This window comes from Psychroserpens citreus (assembly GCF_055686305.1).
In genome coordinates this window covers 3,083,869-3,101,427 of record NZ_CM145999.1, presented here as the reverse complement: position 1 = coordinate 3,101,427, position 17,559 = coordinate 3,083,869, and the positions used below count along the sequence as shown (strand labels likewise).

Below are 17,559 nucleotides of genomic sequence, written 5' to 3'. Positions count from 1 at the left end.
AGGTAAAAAGAATTGTTTACAAAAAAACCTCAGTAAAATTCTGAGGCTTATATTAAACTAAATTTTGGTTTGGTCTATTTTATAATGAGTTTCTTTATAGAACGTTTTGTCGTTGTATCTAATATTATAAAATACAATCCGTTTTGCAAACGGGATGTATCAATATGTACTGTGTTTTCTTCTGAACTATCTCGTTTCAAAATTTGCTTCCCTTGCAAGTCAGTAACCGTAATAGTTGCATTTCTTAAGTCTGTCTCATTCCATTCTATATTAACATTATTTGACGCTGGGTTTGGGTAAATACTTAAATTCAATTCATCTATTTCTGAAACAGACAAACTCTGTTCTACAAATTCGGTTTGAAAAGTATTCGTTATAATAGGCGCATTAAAATCGAAATAAATAGACGCCGTATTTGGTATAATATCGTTAAGCGCATAGCCCGTTTGAGGCTTGATTCTAAAAAAAACGAAACCATTACTTCCTTCAGCATCATCTTGTTCTGCTGGTAAATGAATATTATCAAACTGCCATGTAATTTCGTTATCAACCTTAGACAATAAATAATTATGGCTAGACTGCAGCATTTCAAAAGTTGTTTGATCTAAACTAGTGTCTAATACATCTTCAATCCTGACCGTAATGGCATCTGCAGTTCCAACATTTTGAAAACGGATGGTGTAGTACAAATATTCATCTGATATCACAAAATCATCAAAGACAATTTCTGGTCCGTGCGCTTCCATTTTATCGTTTGGATCAAAAGATCCTACTACTATTTGGCTGATACTAGAATCATTATTCAATTGGAAATCATCAGTTTCAGAAGTCACATAGGTTACAGCATTAGTGACTGTTTGATTCAGTTCTATACTCGGTGGACAATACAGAAGCACATTAATAAATTCGATATCACCAGGTTGTAAATCTGTAAATTCCAAAATAAATCCGTTCGCAGTATCTGTAACAACATGGTTAGGATTTGTTTGATATAATGTGGATTCAAATTGAACCAAATCATCTGCTACAAACTCTATAGTACCTGAAGTAATTGTATTAAACCCAAAGTTTTCAATATATACGCGATTAACATAATTAAATCCAGGTCTTGGCAGTGCCATAAAAGGAGCCAATACATAAACCCCTAGGTCTTCACACATGAGATCGTTAGTTACAGGAAAATTTACTTCTAAATCTTCATTTCCAGTTACAGAAATGTTACTCACTGTATTTGTAGTCACCGTATAACAATCGTCATAGTTATCAAACAAATGATACGAAATTTCATAAGTATTTCCTTCTTCTGGATTAGCAATATAATAGCGACCATCTGAAGTCATTATTTCATTAATAATACCATTATTATTGACTTCATAGGTGAAATATCCATTTCTAAAATTAGAATCATTACCGTCCATCATTCCGTTGCTATTTTCATCAAAGAAAGCCCGACCACTAATACTTCCTGCAAAATCATTGCAAGACACATCAAAAGCAATAGACTCGGAACTCCCATCTCCACAACTTATACTTGCATTGGTTTCTATTCTAACTGCAATGGATGCTCCTGTAGACTGAAAAACTAGTCCGTCAAGATCGCCATTATTTGTACCATAGAACAATTGAGTTACGCCATCAGAATCGATGACTGTCACATAATCTCCATCTGCTTCTAATTGCCCTGAGTTAAACGTTAGTGTTAATGGAGAACCCGAATTACTTACAAAGTTGTACTGATAATTTGTATTATCTGGATAACAATAATCGATACTTACTGGAATAGCTCCACACAAAACTTCTATATCTTCGCAGTTAGGATCGATGATTAAACCAAAATTTACTATAGTGTAACAGCCAGTCTCAACATTTTCAGCTCGCGCCCAAATGGTTTGAGGGTTAGCAATATTAACATAAGGACTTAGTAAAGGGTTTACATAAGCTTGTGCATCAAATTCTGACTCATAATAACTCATTGAAATATTTGCTTCGTTCCCTATAATTTCGGTATCCTTAGTTGTGAAATCAAAGATTGCAAAACCTCCAGAATTGGCATCACATACCACATAATCTGTTGGTGTTTGAGCATTTGGTGGTGGATTAAATGTTACGAAAATGGTGTCAGTAAAAATAGTGTCTTGGTCAATAAAAACATGTACTTCATAAATATCTGTATAATTCACTTCTAAAGTTGGTTCATTTTCACCATCAATAATGAAACCATTCCTATACCAGGTATACTCAATAGCATTAGGAGTTGTAGCATCTAACACAACTGTATCTCCTTCACAAGTAAAAATATCCTCTCCTAAATCAACTTGTGGATAAGCAAATACAACACTTAAAGTAAATAAGGCAATTAGTAATTTTTGTTTCATAATGATAATACTGTTAGAGTTTCAAGATAGTAAATAAACAAGTACCACAATAAAAATGAAAGACCTTAGAATGAGTAACCCTAAGGTCTTTAAATTTCATATTTGAAATTGACTATTCGATGACAAGTTTTTTTACAACACTAGCAGTATTTACTGTTACTTTAACGAAATACAATCCGCTATGCAAACTTGAGATATCTACTTCTAGTCTATTGTCTCCGGAAATGTTATGGTTAACAATTAGTTTTCCTTGCAAATCCATAATGCTAATTTCGGTAGATTCAAAACTCACGTCATTCATTACAATAGTAATTTGTTCTTTTGCCGGATTTGGGAACATATCGAATGATGTAAAGCTTGTTTCAGTAATAGATAAACTCTCTTCTACAAACTCACTATCAAATCTATTGGTAATTACTGGAGCATTAAAATCGAAATAAATCGCTGCTGTATTTGGAATGACATCACCAATAGCATATCCAACTTTTGGTTTAATTCTGAAATACACATAACCTTGACTTCCAAGTTCATCATCTTGCTCGGCTGGCAAATTAATATCTTCAAAGAACCATTCTAGATTGTTATCTGTTCTCGTAACCACGTAATCATGACTAGAACGTAACATTTGGAAAGAGGTTTCATCTAATTGATTGTCTAACACGTCATCAATTCTAATAAAAGTTGCAGCTGCAGTGCCAAGGTTTTGAAAACGAATTGTATAATATAGATATTCATCAGAAGTTATAAAGTCATCATATTTAATTTGCGGTCCATGGGCTTCCATTTTATCATTTGGATCCCAAGAACCAACAACTATTTCAGATAATGTTGAGTAATTATTACTCACCACTAAATCATTAGTATCTGTAATATAAACAGCACTATTGGTGACAATATCATCTAATGTTACTGAGGCAGGACAGGTTAAGTAAATTTCTATATCCTCTTGTGATCCTGGCTCTAAGTTCACAAAATCTAATATAAATCCAGTACCAGTAGGTGTTACAGTATAATTAGGATTTATACTTCCAATACCATTAAATACCAATTGTGGGTCGATAGTAAATTCAACTGATCCAGAAGCAATTGTTGTAAACCCTAAATTTTCTAATATCAAATGGTTTTCATGACTAAATCCTGGTCTTGGCGGTGTCCAATAATTTAATAGATATAACGCAAGATCTTCACAGTTTTGTTCTTCGACTACTGGAAAATCTATAATTATTGTATTTCCAATAGCAACCGACACGTCATTAAAAACAGGAATTGAAACATCATAACATCCAGCAGATTCTTCATATAGGTTAAAAGTGATATCATACGAATCAGTAGCATTAGCACTGATGATTTGAAAACTACCAGTTGAAGAGTTTACAGTATTGATGTTTCCGTCGTTATTTAATTCATAAGTAAAGTAACCATTATTAAAGTTAGGTTCATTAGAATCGAAAACACTATTAACATTAGTATCAACAAAAGCATTTACTTGGATAAATCCAACAGATGACGAGCAAAATACATCAAAATCAAATTGCTCTGTACAACAGCTACTTCCAGATTGACAACTTATTGAGCCATCAGAATTAAATAATACAGAAATATTTGAACCTGTAGAAGTATAAGTTAATCCTGCAAAACTTCCGTTATTTCCATAAGGAAGGTTTGGATTTAAGATTGTACCATCAGAATCCACAATAGTAATTTGATCAAAATTCACTTCCGTTGCACCTGTATTGAACACTAGAGTTAATGGCAAACCATTATCACTTTCAAAAGCAAACTCCGAAGTATCATTATTTCCGTAGCAATAAGTGGTATTAATTGCTCCATTTTCACAGGCCACAATTTGAAATGGATTGGCTCTAGTTGTAAAACTTTGCTCGGTACAATTTTCAGCATCGCCATTATTATTATACGCAACAATTGTAAGGTAGTAAGTCACTTCAAAATCTAATGTATCAATTTCATAAGATAACACATCACCTACGTCTATATTATTTAAAACTTCAGTTCCTCCAGGGGTAATTCCGAGAGATAGTTTGTAGCCTGTTACGACTCCAGTAGAAGGCGACCAACTTAAATCGGTATTTTCATTAACATCAATGGCTTCATTTTCTGGAGTTAAAAGAATTGAAGTACAACCAGGTAAGGCATTTGGATCTATACAACTAACATTATAATCTAATGGTATATAATTTTGAGTTGCACAACTTATAATATCATCAGAATCTATAAATACTGTAATCGAGCTTCCAGAGGATGTAAAAGACAATCCTGTTAAATCTCCATTATTTCCATAAGTAGTAGTTTCTGGATTTATATTGGTAACACCATCAGAATCTAGAACTACCAATTCATCCCAGCCCAATTCAACTTGTCCAGCATTAAACACAACTTGTAGTTGTGAGTCATCATTACTCATATAGACATATGGTGTAGCGTCATTAATGTCATAACAGTAACTTGTATTTACAGGTTCATTTCCACAGATAACTTCTATGGGACAATTTTCTGTAATAATTTGAAAGGATTCTATCGAAAAACAGGCATCACCAATATTTTGTACCACAACGTAAATCGTTTCATTATTAGATGAAGGCACATAATCCTCTGGTACAGTAATAGCATTAACTTGATTAAAAGCATCATTACTAGTTAAATGAAAACTAATATTAAAATTAGTTGGGTCTTGAGAACCTAATAATTCAGCATATATCGAAGTTAAATCAAAACCAACGGTTGTATCACATGAAATGATATGTTCTGGTTGATTAGTTACTGGTGATTCTCCTTCGTCTACTAAGGTCTCTCCAAAAGACGAACAACCAGTAATTGTATCAGTGACAGTAACCGAATAAATACCAGGTTCAATAACAATGATTTCTGATTCTGTAGATCCAGTATTCCATAAGTAATTTAGACTATTAACATTTGCATTAGAAATAAATGGCGTTACTATGATTTCTTGACCACTACAAATTGCATAAGAATCATTGAAACTAATTTGAGGATTCAAAACAAAATTCACATAAATCTCAACTATAATATTATCCATAGTTGTTATATCTTCAATTCTTACATATACTACCGAAGAATTCCCGCTAACTTCATAGACTTGAGGATTTGCAATACTATTAGATTGATTTTGAGCATCCTGTAAGGTTAAATAATATTCAAAATTAAATCCAGAAGTATTTTGACCGTTTACGAGATCACTTTCGTTACTAGTTAAATCATAATCTACAGGTATATTTGGGCTATCACCACAAACAAATGCATCAACAGAAGAAGCCGAAACACAAGTGGTCTCTACTATTAAATCTAAAGTGGTAGTCTGAAAACAATCTCCAGAAATACTACTAACTCTTACGTAAATAGTTTGTGCAAATGGCTGTACATTAGTATAAATTGGATTAAGTGGATTCACATTTACATCTGCATCAAATTGAGATTCGTGATAGGACACAATAATTGTAGGATTGTCTTGTCCGTTTAATATTTCTGAAGTTTTAGTGTTTAAATCAAACACAAAAACACCATCATCATTATCATCACATACGATATACGGAGTTGGTTCATTAATATCAAAACTTGATTGGACATTTAAGTATACAGCTGTGTTTCCACTAACAAAAAAACAACCATTTGTATTATCTACAATTCGCGGAACAACGGTCTGAAAATAAGGATTTGTATTTACATATGAGGTTGGGTTAACAATCACATTAAGATCAGTAAGAGCATCATCAAAAGTTTCAAAATATGAAACCGACAAATTTGGATTGCCCATAGTTAACTCATTATCAAATTGTGTTAAATCGAAGGTTGAAAATCCATCTGGTTCACCCTCATCACACACGATAATCTCGACTGATACTCCGTTGACGTCCACTCCATTTACTTTAACATGAAAATTGGCTATATTATATAAACCAGAAGACAACTCAGTAACTCTAACAAATATCAAATCGGTTGGATAGGTCACATTAGTATATGGACTAGTCAATGAATTTACATTCTCCTCTGCTTCAGAAAGACTTGAGTGGTAAGTTACTTGATAGTTGTTTGGGTCTAAGCTTCCCAAAATTTCTGGAGTTTTTGAATCAAGGTCAAATTCTGCTACAGTTTCATTATTAAAACCACAAAGCTCATAGTCTGTAGGTTGGTTCATTAAAAATGTAGAAACACAACTAATATCTGCAAACCAACCAGAGGCTTCATCATCCTCATCACTAACAAAATTTAATGTTAAACACCCTGAAGGATTATAGGCATTAATTATAATTGTAGCAGTAGTTCCTGAGTAAACACCTTCTATAGGAGCATCTGTAGAATCACCATTATAAACAGTTAAAACATCGTTTTCATATTCGGTTAAAAAACTATTAAAGGTTAGTTTTACAAAATCTCCATTTGTTTCTGGACATATTGTTAAAGTGAAATTTTCATTGCTGCCGTATGGTGTTGATCCACCTGAATCACTAAATGTACCTCCACAAACTTCAAAAAAACCATCTTGCATGGTTAAAGTCGTTTGTGCGTAAATAAATGTAGAGAAAATTAGAAAAATTAAGGGTAATGTTTTTTTCATAATAGTGCTTGATTAAAATCATCTTAAACGATTAAGTATAGTGTTAAATTTGAGCTTCGAATATAAAACAAGATAAGTTTAAAAACTCCTACTTGAAATTCTCAATATACAAAGAAATAACTTGTAAATTTGTATTCAATTTATAATGTTAGTACTGAACTCAGGATGATCCATAAGCATATTAAAAGTACTCAAAATCCACTTGTAAAACAGGTTCTCTTATTAAAAGAGAAATCACGTGAGCGAAAAAAAACTGGTCTTTTCATCATAGAAGGCCAACGAGAATTAATGCTGGCCTCTAAGGCCAATTATAAGATTAAAACCATTCTATTTTACCCTGAATTAGTATCTGAAACTAGCTTGCTAGAATATGTCTCTTCTGATACTGAACGTATTCAAATTTCAAAAGAGGTATTCCAAAAATTAGCATATAGAGCAACAACCGAAGGCATCATTGCAATTTCAGAAACTAAACCACATCGTATAAATGATTTAAAATTTCAGAAGAAAAACCCATTAATACTTATTGCAGAAGCACCTGAAAAACCTGGAAACATTGGTGCATTGTTACGAACAGCAGATGCTGCCAATGTAGATGCAGTTATTATCGCGAATCCAAAAAGTGATGTCTACAATCCCAATATTATACGCTCAAGTGTAGGATGTGTTTTTACTAATCAGATTGGTGTTGGTAATACTTCAGATATTATATCTTTTTTAAAGCAACAGCATATAGCAATGTATTGTGCTGCATTACAAGCCTCTGTTAATTACCACACACAAGATTTCACTAAAGCAACAGCCATTATTGTTGGTACTGAAGCTACCGGTTTAAGCGATGAATGGCTTGAACATTCTACTCAAAATATTATCATACCAATGCAAGGAGAAATAGATAGTATGAATGTGTCAGTAGCAGCAGGAATTCTTATTTTTGAAGCCAAACGACAACGACATTTTGAATAATATTATGACTGGATCCTCTCTATTTTTTATCATTATTGCCATTATTGTAATCAACTTTATTATTGATAAGATCTTAGATTTTTTAAATGCTAAGAATTATGATAATCCAATTCCAGACGATTTAAATGACGTTTATGATGAAACTGAATATAAAAAATCACAGGCTTATAAAAAGACCAATTATAAGTTTGGAATCTGGAGTTCGTTATTCTCAATTGTATTAACACTCGGATTTCTTTGGCTTGATGGTTTTGAATATGTAGATAATATTGCTAGACATTATAGCGAAAATCCAATTATTATTGCTTTAGTGTTCTTCGGAATTATTATGATCGGAAGTGATATTCTATCTACACCTTTTAGTTATTATAAAACTTTTGTGATTGAAGAAAAATTTGGATTTAATAAAACAACCAAAAGTACTTTCATCTTAGATAAAATTAAAGGCCTACTTATGATGGCAATTATTGGAGGTGGTATTTTAGCCTTGATAATTTGGTTTTATGAACAAACTCAAGAATTGTTTTGGCTTTATGCTTGGGGAATTGTTACACTTTTTACAGTTTTTATGAATATGTTTTATTCTAGACTTATTGTGCCTTTATTTAACAAACAAACACCTCTTGAAGATGGAAGTTTACGGGATAAAATTTCAGATTATGCAACATCGGTTGGATTTAATCTCGATAAAATATTCATCATTGATGGCTCCAAGCGAAGTACAAAAGCGAATGCTTACTTCTCTGGGTTTGGTAGTGAAAAACGTGTAACACTCTATGATACATTAGTTAATGAATTAGAGGATGAAGAAATTGTTGCAGTGCTAGCGCATGAAGTTGGCCATTATAAAAAGAAACATATCATTTTTAATCTCGTAGCATCAGTATTACTAACAGGATTAACTTTATATATCTTATCTATTTTTATTTCCAATCCTATATTATCTAATGCACTTGGCGTTGAGATTCCTAGTTTTCATGTTGGATTAATAGCTTTCGGACTCCTCTACTCTCCTATTTCAGAAATTACAGGCTTAATAATGAATTACTTTTCACGCAAATTTGAATATCAAGCCGATAATTATGCTAAAGAAACTTACAAAGCCGAACCGCTTATAACATCTTTAAAGAAATTGTCTAAAAATAGTTTAAGCAACCTCACACCACATCCATCTTATGTTAAGGTACATTACTCACACCCAACTCTTTTAGATCGTGTAAAGAATTTAAAGGATTAGTAGTATATTACTATTCAATTTGAATTAAAACTATAAAAAAACATGTTAAAAAAAATCTCAACAATCATCATATTGTGTTTCGTGAGTGTAACAAACGCTCAAGAAGTAGAAATCATTGATGGCTTGTTTAACCCATTAGGCTTAGTTTTAAATAATGATGAATTATTTATTTGTGAACATGCAGCGAGTAATATTGGTCAAGGTAAAATTTCTAAGATTAATTTATCTGAAACAACACCTACAAAAATTGAATTAATAACCAATCTTATTTATCCAAGAGCAATTTGCCAATACGGTAACGACTTATATTTTTCGAATAGTAATTTGTATAAATTTGATATTAATGATGTCAATCCTACAGCAGAACAAATTCTTACTGTTGGTACAACTTATGCTCTTATCGAAATTGATGACTTCCTATATATTGCTGGTAACAATTCTATTTCAAAAATTGATTTAACAAGCACGAATCCAAGTCTTATTAATGTTATAAATAATCTTTCAGACAGACCTTTAGCCTTTGCCTATAGAGATGGATTTTTATACTTCGGTTATAGCAACAAGGTTGCAAAAATAGATCCAACCCAGACAAATCCCGTCCCTGAAATGGTTGTAGAAAATTTGGTTTCTAATATCTACTCATTAATTTTTTACGAAGATATACTATTAATAGGAATGTCTCTTGCTTCAAAAATATCTAAAGTTGATTTTAATCAAGACCCATTGATAGTAGAAGATTTTGTTGATACAAATATTGGTCGTCCGGCATCTTTTGCTATATGGAACGATAATTTATATATAGCTGGAGGCATAGATGGTAATATATTTCGGATAGAAAATTTAAATACTGTACTAAGCCTTAAAGAAGAAGAGCCTTTTCTTGCTTTGAGTATGTACCCAAACCCTTCAAGTGAAAAATTAAATATTTTGGGATTAGATGACAGATTCTTCTATGAAATATTAGATTCAAACGGAAAGCTAGTTTTAAAGAATCAAAATAATGATACTAATACCATTGATATTAGTGATTTATCATCTGGAATATATCATATCAAATTATATAACGATACTTCAAAAAAACAAGTTTTAAAATTTATAAAACGTTAAAAAACAAAACGTAAAACTCGTTGCACATTACATTTCTTATTACTACTTTAGTTCTATGACTGAAGAAGCAATAGAAAAAGAAAATGCTGAGATTGCTAAGGCATACAAAGAGCTCCTTAAGGTAAGTTATCGTACACTTACCAAAGAAGACAAAGTTCTCATACGCCAAGCGTTTGAAGTAGCTGTAGATGCGCATAAAGATCAACGCAGAAAATCTGGAGAAGCCTACATTTTCCACCCTATTGCTGTAGCCAAAATTGTTGCAAGTGAGATTGGATTAGATGCAACTAGTATTGCTGCAGCACTGCTTCATGATGTTGTTGAAGATAATGAAGACTACACCAAAGATGATATAGAACGCCTCTTTGGAGAAACTGTTGCTCGTATTGTAGATGGACTCACTAAAATTTCATCCTTAAGTAAGGATACAGATGTATCTACTCAAGCAGAAAATTTTCGCAAAATGCTATTGACACTTAATGATGATGTGCGTGTCATTATTATAAAGATTGCCGATAGACTCCATAATATGCAAACTATGGACGCTATGCGTCGAGACAAGCAAGAGAAAATTGCTTCTGAAACCTTGTATATTTATGCGCCTTTAGCGCACAGGATAGGATTGTACAATATAAAAACTGAACTAGAAGACTTAGGATTAAAATACACCGAGCCTGAAGTCTATAACGATATCCTTGAAAAACAAAAAGAAAGCAAATCAGAACAAGACGAATACATCAAGGCCTTTTCAGAAGTTATCGTCAATTCTCTCGATAAGGAAGGGTTAAACTACGAGATTAAAGGTCGACCAAAATCCATCTATTCTATTAGAAAGAAGATGGTAAAACAAGGTGTGAATTTTGATGAAGTCTACGATAAATTCGCAGTTAGAATAATTTATAAGTCAGATCTTAAAAATGAAAAGTTTCTTGCTTGGAAAATTTATTCGATTGTAACCGATCACTTTATACCTAATCCAACACGTTTAAGAGATTGGATTTCTTCACCAAAATCTACAGGATATGAAGCCTTGCACATCACTGTAATGGGACCAAAAAACAGATGGGTTGAAGTTCAAGTGCGAAGTGAACGTATGAATGAAATTGCTGAAAAAGGCTATGCCGCTCATTATAAGTATAAAGAAGGTAATACGGAAGATGCATTAGATTCTTGGATTTCGAAATTGCAAGAAGCTTTAGAGAGTAATGAAACTAATGCTGTAGATTTTGTTGAACAGTTTAAACTCAACCTCTACTCTAAAGAAATATTTGTATTCTCGCCTAAAGGCGATTTAAAATCATTACCTAAAGGAGCAACACCTTTAGATTTCGCTTTTAGTATTCACACAGAAGTAGGTATGAAAACTCGAGGTGCAAAAGTTAATGGTCGTTTAGTACCTCTAAGTCACGAATTATCCAGTGGTGATCAAGTTGAAATTTTAACTTCGGAAAACATAAGACCGAATCGTAATTGGCTAGATTATGCTACGACAGCGAGAGCAAGAAATAAAATAAAATCGTCATTAAAAGCTGATAAAAAAGATGTCGCCGAAGAAGGCAAAGAAATCTTAAGACGCAAACTAAAACAGCTTAAAATTACTTTAGACGAAAAGTCGGTGAATGAAATGGTCAATCATTTCAAACTAAAAACGAGTTTAGATTTATTTTACCGCGTTGGTATTGGTACTATTGATAACAAAATGCTCAAAGACTATGCTTCATCTAGAAGTAATATGTTTATGAGTTATATCAAAAATAAAATTCGTAAACCAACGGTTGCACCAGATATTGATAAAGATGAAATTACATCAAAATACGACCAACTTGTTTTTGGCAAAGAAGAAGAAAAATTAGATTATAAACTATCGTCTTGCTGCAATCCAATTCCTGGAGATCAGGTATTCGGATTTTTAACCATAAACGATGGTATAAAAGTGCACAAAAAAAACTGTCCAAATGCACTAAGTTTACAATCCAATTATGCATATCGTATCATGCAAGCCAAATGGATTGATTCTACCCAGCAAGAGTTTGCAACCCAAATTAAACTTTCAGGAATCGATAATTTAGGATTAGTCAACAATATCACTCAAGTCATATCGTCCAATATGCATGTGAATATGAAAAGTATAAGTTTTGACACAGATGGTGGCGTTTTTACAGGGAAAATTAATGTTGTAGTTACCAATAATACTATGTTAAGTAAATTGATTGCAAATCTCAAAAAAATTAATGGTATCGATAAGGTTTCTAGAGTTTAAAAAATGTGTAAATTTGTGGCTTGAATTATGAGTGAGAAAACCGAACAAACTAATCAAGAGATTGTAAAAAACGTATTTACAAAATTTCTAGAAGAAAAAGGTCATAGAAAAACACCTGAACGCTATGCAATTCTTCAAGAAATTTATGATAGTGAAGAACACTTTGATATCGAATCGTTATATATCAAAATGAAGAATAAAAACTATCGTGTTAGTCGTGCTACACTCTATAACACTATCGAAATATTAATGGAATGTGCCTTGGTGAGAAAACATCAATTTGGCCAAAATCAAGCACATTATGAAAAGTCATATTTCGATAAGCAACATGATCATGTGATTATGACAGATTCTGGAGAAGTCATCGAATTTTGTGATCCAAGAATCCAATCTATAAAAAAGACTATTGAAGAAGTATTCGATATTTCAATCACAAATCACTCACTCTACTTTTACGCTACAAAAAACAAACCAACTAATTAATTTTATAAAATGGCAGTAGATTTACTACTAGGACTACAATGGGGTGACGAAGGCAAAGGAAAGATTGTTGATGTACTCACCTCCAAATACAACATTATTGCTCGTTTTCAAGGCGGGCCAAACGCTGGACACACTTTAGAGTTTGATGGTATAAAACACGTACTAAGAACCATCCCATCTGGAATTTTTCATGATGATTCTATCAATGTTATAGGTAATGGTGTTGTAATCGACCCTGTTGTTTTTGTTCAGGAGTTAGACGGCTTAAATCAGTTTGACTTAGATTACAAATCTAAATTAATTATATCAAGAAAAGCGCATGTCATTTTACCTACTCACCGATTACTAGATGCTGCATCTGAAACCTCTAAAGGGAAAGCCAAAATTGGATCAACTTTAAAGGGAATTGGCCCAACTTACATGGATAAAACAGGACGTAACGGAATTAGAATTGGCGACTTAGAATTAGAAAATTGGAAAGAAAAATACCGAGCTTTGGCTAATAAGCATGAAGCTATGATTGGATTTTATAATGTTGATATCCAATATGATTTAAAAGAAATGGAAGCCGAATTTTTTGCTGCGGTTGAACGTCTCAAAGAATTACAATTTATAGATAGTGAAGACTATTTAAATCAGGCCTTAAAAAGTGGGAAGCCAATTTTAGCGGAAGGCGCCCAAGGATCTTTGTTAGATATTGACTTTGGTACGTATCCATTTGTGACATCTTCTAACACAACAGCCTCTGGAGCTTGTACAGGATTAGGCGTTGCTCCTAATAAAATTGGCGAAGTATTCGGTATCTTTAAAGCATACACTACTCGAGTAGGCTCTGGTCCTTTTCCAACAGAATTGTTTGATGAAACTGGTGCAGAAATGGCGCGAATTGGTCATGAGTTTGGAGCCGTTACTGGGCGTCCAAGACGTTGTGGTTGGCTAGATTTAGTTGCACTTAAGTATGCATGTCAGGTAAATGGCGTTACACAATTGAGTATGATGAAAGGCGATGTGCTTTCAGGGTTTAAAACCTTAAAAGTGTGTACCGCCTATAAATACAAAGGTGAAACAATCACTCATTTACCATTCAATATCGAAGCAGAAAACGTCACTCCTATCTATACTGATTTTAAGGGGTGGAAAGAAGATCTAACGCAAATGCGAGATGTGTCTCAGTTCCCGAAAGAATTAAATGAATATATCGAGTTTCTAGAAAAAGAATTAGAAATTCCAATTACGATCGTGTCTGTTGGACCAGACAGAACACAAACCATCAACAGATAACTGTGTATAAAATCAATATATTAGTATTGCTCAAACTCAATCTATTAAAAATCTGTTAAGGCATACTATTCCCAAAGGATAATAGTTATTTTTGGAGCAAACCATTTTTTACCTTGAATCTGAATTTTAGATATATACTCCTTTTAATATGTTGTTTTTCAACACTACTCTCCTATTCTCAAGAGCCCAAGCGTATCTATATTGAGTATTCTGGTTTTACTGTAAAAGATAGTTTAAAAGGCGAAAATGTAACCACCTTTGTTCGTAGTGACCAAGGCCAAATCCACATTGTACATGAAGGTGTTGATATGTGGTGTGACAAAGCACTATATTATCAGAATGAAGATTTTATCGAAGCATTCAGTAATGTTGTAGTTAAACAAGGGGATACTATAAACATGACTTCTAACTATGTTGAATACAGCGGTATTACCCAACTGGCTTTTGCTGCTGGTGATGTTGTACTTACCGAACCACAATCCGTTCTAACTACCGATACACTCTATTTTGATAGAACTAAACAACAGGCTTACTACAAAAGTAAAGGGCAAGTAGTTAGAGATTCTTCTGGAACGATTACTAGTCAAATTGGTCGCTATTATATGGATACGAGTAAATATCGTTTTCTTAAGGATGTTAATTTGGTGAATCCTGAATACACTTTAAACACGAACCAACTAGATTTCTATTCTGAAACAGGTCATGCGTATATGTATGGGCCATCTACCATCGTTGGTGATTCTAGTAAAATTTATTGTGAGCGCGGTTTCTATGATACCAATAATGACAAAGGTTATTTTATAAAGAATTCAAAAATTAATTATAATAATAGAGAAATTATTGGCGATAGTCTTTATTTTGATAGAAATCAAAGTTTTGCCTCGGCTTCCAATAATATTAAGGTAACTGATACTATAAATAATAGTGTCATCAAAGGGCACTATGCTGAAGTTTTTAGAGCCAAGGATTCAGTTTTTATCACGAAGCGAGCATTAGCAATTACTGTGCAAGAAAATGACTCTTTATACATTCATGCCGATACATTAATGGTTACTGGAAAACCAGAACACCGAATTACACGTGCCTATTATAATGCCAAAATGTATAAAAGTGATATGAGCGGAAAAGCAGATTCTATTCACGCCGATCATAAATCTGGATTAACCCAATTAATAAATCTTGAGCGTTTCAATACAGGAGATGCATTTGCAGTAAAAAGAAAACCCGTAATATGGAATTTGGGGAATCAAATGACAGGAGACTCAATTCATCTTATTTCTAATGTTGAAAAAGAAGAATTAGATTCCTTGAAAGTATTCAAAAATGCTTTTCTTATCAGCAAAGACACCCTAGGTGATGGATATAACCAAATTAAGGGTCAGCGTTTAATTGGCTTATTTAATAATAATGAATTATATAATGTAGATATTATTAAAAATGCTGAAATCATCTTTTATTCTAGAGATGATAAAGACACTTTAATAGGTATTAACAAGTCTAAATCTGGAAGTATTAATCTTAAGTTTGATGAAGGATATAAAATAATCACACTACTCAATCAAGTTGATGGTGATATTTATCCTGAATCACAATTCCCAAAGAATGCGAGACAATTCAGAGGTTTTGATTGGCGTGGTGAAGAGCAACCACAAAGTGTTGAAGACCTCTTTAGCGAGGATCCTCCCTTAAACCTTCCAAAAATAAAAGGTCTTGATCCCTTTGTTCCTGAAGAAGAGTTTTTTGATGAGGCTTTGATGAAACGTGTAGATTCCGCTGAGTCAAAGGATAAAAATAAAGTCAACAAGGCTGCCCGTCAAATCCCAAGGGGAGTACAAAATCCGAAACAAAAGAAGTCTACCATTAGGTCGTCAGAATCATCAAAACGTCCAACCAAGACCAAAGATAATTAGATGAAGCAAGACTTCTTTAAATATCAAGCACAAACGACACCTCACCCCTTAGCAATGAGCATTTCTCATGCTGAAGGAGCTTATATTTACGATACTAATCAAAAAGAATATCTTGATTTTGTTGCAGGTGTTTCAGCATGTAGTTTAGGCCATAGACACCCAAAAGTTATAGCTGCTATAAAAGCGCAATTAGATAGTTACTTACATGTAATGGTGTATGGTGAGTATATTCAGGAACCAGCTGTTGAATTAGCTAAGTTATTAGCTTCTCACCTACCTAACTCGCTTGAAAAAACATATCTTACAAACTCAGGTACCGAAGCCATCGAAGGTGCATTGAAGCTAGCAAGGCGAGTCACAGGCAGAAGTGAAATTATTGCAGCCCATAACGCCTACCATGGAAACACAATGGGTTCCATGAGCGTGATGGGTTTCGAAGAGCGTAAGCGTGCATTTAGACCTTTGATACCTGATGTTAATTTCATACACTTTAATGCTTCAAATGACTTAACAAAAATTACGACAAAAACCGCTGCAGTTATTTTGGAGACTATTCAAGGTGGTGCTGGCTTTATAGAGCCTATCGACAATTATCTTATAAAAGTTCGTGAGCGTTGTGATGCTGTAGGTGCTCTACTTATTTTAGATGAAATTCAACCTGGATTTGGACGTACAGGAAAACTATTTGGTTTTGAACACTACAACTGCATTCCTGATATTTTAGTCACAGGTAAAGGCTTAGGTGGAGGAATGCCTATTGGAGCTTTTACTGCATCAAAAGAACATATGGATCAACTTCAAGATCAACCTAAATTAGGGCATATTACAACTTTTGGTGGTCATCCAATTATAGCAGCAGCAGCCTTGGCAACGGTAAAAGAAATTACTAAGAGCAACCTAATGGCAACAGTTAGGGAAAAAGAACAACTTATTCGTAAACATTTAAAGCATCCTATGATTTCTGAGATCAGAGGAAAGGGATTAATGCTAGCTGCAATTACAGAATCAGCTGAGTTTACAAATGAAGTCATTTTAAAATGTCAAGACCAAGGATTAATTTTATTTTGGTTGCTTTTTGAGCCAAAAGCTATCCGAATTACTCCTCCTTTAACCATTACTAATGATGAAATCATTAAAGGTTGTCATATAATAAGACAAGTTTTAGATACACTTTCGGCATAATTTATGCTACTATATTACATATATAAATGACTGATTTGCAACAGGTAAAAATATGTTACTTTAATTTTTCATCTAACTGTTAACTATTTTGTTGAAAACATTACATTCAAAAATTAAAATTTTTAGTCGATAACAGTACTTTTAATAAACGAACAACGCTACTTGCT

10 protein-coding genes are annotated in these 17,559 nt (G+C 33.1%); 8 read left to right on the top strand and 2 right to left on the bottom strand.

Annotated elements, in window-relative coordinates:
• Positions 1–74 precede the first annotated feature (74 nt).
• Both ACTU6T_RS13835 and ACTU6T_RS13830 read right to left on the bottom strand, forming a co-directional pair.
• On the bottom strand, positions 75–2,375 hold the full coding sequence (locus ACTU6T_RS13835) for a DUF7619 domain-containing protein (RefSeq protein ID WP_460218785.1): 2,301 nt from the start codon (positions 2,373–2,375) through the stop codon (positions 75–77).
• A gap of 112 nt (positions 2,376–2,487) precedes the next feature.
• A complete protein-coding gene (locus ACTU6T_RS13830; RefSeq protein ID WP_460218784.1) occupies positions 2,488–6,966 on the bottom strand; it encodes a DUF7619 domain-containing protein in 4,479 nt (1,492 codons plus the stop codon).
• A gap of 165 nt (positions 6,967–7,131) precedes the next feature.
• Between ACTU6T_RS13830 and ACTU6T_RS13825 the strand changes: the two genes are divergently transcribed.
• From ACTU6T_RS13825 to ACTU6T_RS13790, 8 genes are all read left to right on the top strand, one after another.
• A complete protein-coding gene (locus tag ACTU6T_RS13825; protein ID WP_460220774.1) occupies positions 7,132–7,932 on the top strand; it encodes a TrmH family RNA methyltransferase in 801 nt (266 codons plus the stop codon).
• Positions 7,933–7,936: 4 nt separating this feature from the next.
• Entirely contained in the window at positions 7,937–9,169 is a 1,233-nt protein-coding gene (locus ACTU6T_RS13820; RefSeq protein WP_460220773.1) for a M48 family metallopeptidase, read from the top strand.
• 42 nt (positions 9,170–9,211) lie between these two features.
• On the top strand, positions 9,212–10,276 hold the full coding sequence (locus ACTU6T_RS13815; RefSeq protein WP_460218783.1) for a T9SS type A sorting domain-containing protein: 1,065 nt from the start codon (positions 9,212–9,214) through the stop codon (positions 10,274–10,276).
• A gap of 55 nt (positions 10,277–10,331) precedes the next feature.
• Positions 10,332–12,536 carry a RelA/SpoT family protein gene (locus ACTU6T_RS13810; protein WP_460218782.1) on the top strand — a complete coding sequence of 735 codons (2,205 nt, stop codon included), beginning with the start codon at positions 10,332–10,334 and terminating at the stop codon, positions 12,534–12,536.
• Between the two features lie 27 nt (positions 12,537–12,563).
• Positions 12,564–13,019: a Fur family transcriptional regulator gene (locus ACTU6T_RS13805; RefSeq protein ID WP_460218781.1), complete on the top strand. Its 456-nt coding sequence runs from the start codon at positions 12,564–12,566 to the stop codon at positions 13,017–13,019.
• Positions 13,020–13,028: 9 nt separating this feature from the next.
• Positions 13,029–14,300 carry an adenylosuccinate synthase gene (locus ACTU6T_RS13800; protein WP_460218780.1) on the top strand — a complete coding sequence of 424 codons (1,272 nt, stop codon included), beginning with the start codon at positions 13,029–13,031 and terminating at the stop codon, positions 14,298–14,300.
• A gap of 113 nt (positions 14,301–14,413) precedes the next feature.
• Positions 14,414–16,210 carry an OstA-like protein gene (locus ACTU6T_RS13795; RefSeq protein WP_460218779.1) on the top strand — a complete coding sequence of 599 codons (1,797 nt, stop codon included), beginning with the start codon at positions 14,414–14,416 and terminating at the stop codon, positions 16,208–16,210.
• Positions 16,211–17,392 carry an aspartate aminotransferase family protein gene (locus tag ACTU6T_RS13790; protein ID WP_460218778.1) on the top strand — a complete coding sequence of 394 codons (1,182 nt, stop codon included), beginning with the start codon at positions 16,211–16,213 and terminating at the stop codon, positions 17,390–17,392. It abuts the gene before it with no gap.
• Positions 17,393–17,559 lie beyond the last annotated feature (167 nt).

Excerpts from the sequence above, each read along its gene's own strand:
- ACTU6T_RS13830 (WP_460218784.1), bottom strand. The coding sequence starts at position 6,966 with ATGAAAAAAACATTACCCTTAATTTTTCTAATTTTCTCTACATTTATT.
- ACTU6T_RS13815 (WP_460218783.1), top strand. The coding sequence starts at position 9,212 with ATGTTAAAAAAAATCTCAACAATCATCATATTGTGTTTCGTGAGTGTA.
- ACTU6T_RS13800 (WP_460218780.1), top strand. The coding sequence starts at position 13,029 with ATGGCAGTAGATTTACTACTAGGACTACAATGGGGTGACGAAGGCAAA.
- ACTU6T_RS13805 (WP_460218781.1), top strand. The coding sequence starts at position 12,564 with ATGAGTGAGAAAACCGAACAAACTAATCAAGAGATTGTAAAAAACGTA.
- ACTU6T_RS13825 (WP_460220774.1), top strand. The coding sequence starts at position 7,132 with ATGATCCATAAGCATATTAAAAGTACTCAAAATCCACTTGTAAAACAG.
- ACTU6T_RS13790 (WP_460218778.1), top strand. The coding sequence starts at position 16,211 with ATGAAGCAAGACTTCTTTAAATATCAAGCACAAACGACACCTCACCCC.
- ACTU6T_RS13835 (WP_460218785.1), bottom strand. The coding sequence starts at position 2,375 with ATGAAACAAAAATTACTAATTGCCTTATTTACTTTAAGTGTTGTATTT.
- ACTU6T_RS13820 (WP_460220773.1), top strand. The coding sequence starts at position 7,937 with ATGACTGGATCCTCTCTATTTTTTATCATTATTGCCATTATTGTAATC.
- ACTU6T_RS13810 (WP_460218782.1), top strand. The coding sequence starts at position 10,332 with ATGACTGAAGAAGCAATAGAAAAAGAAAATGCTGAGATTGCTAAGGCA.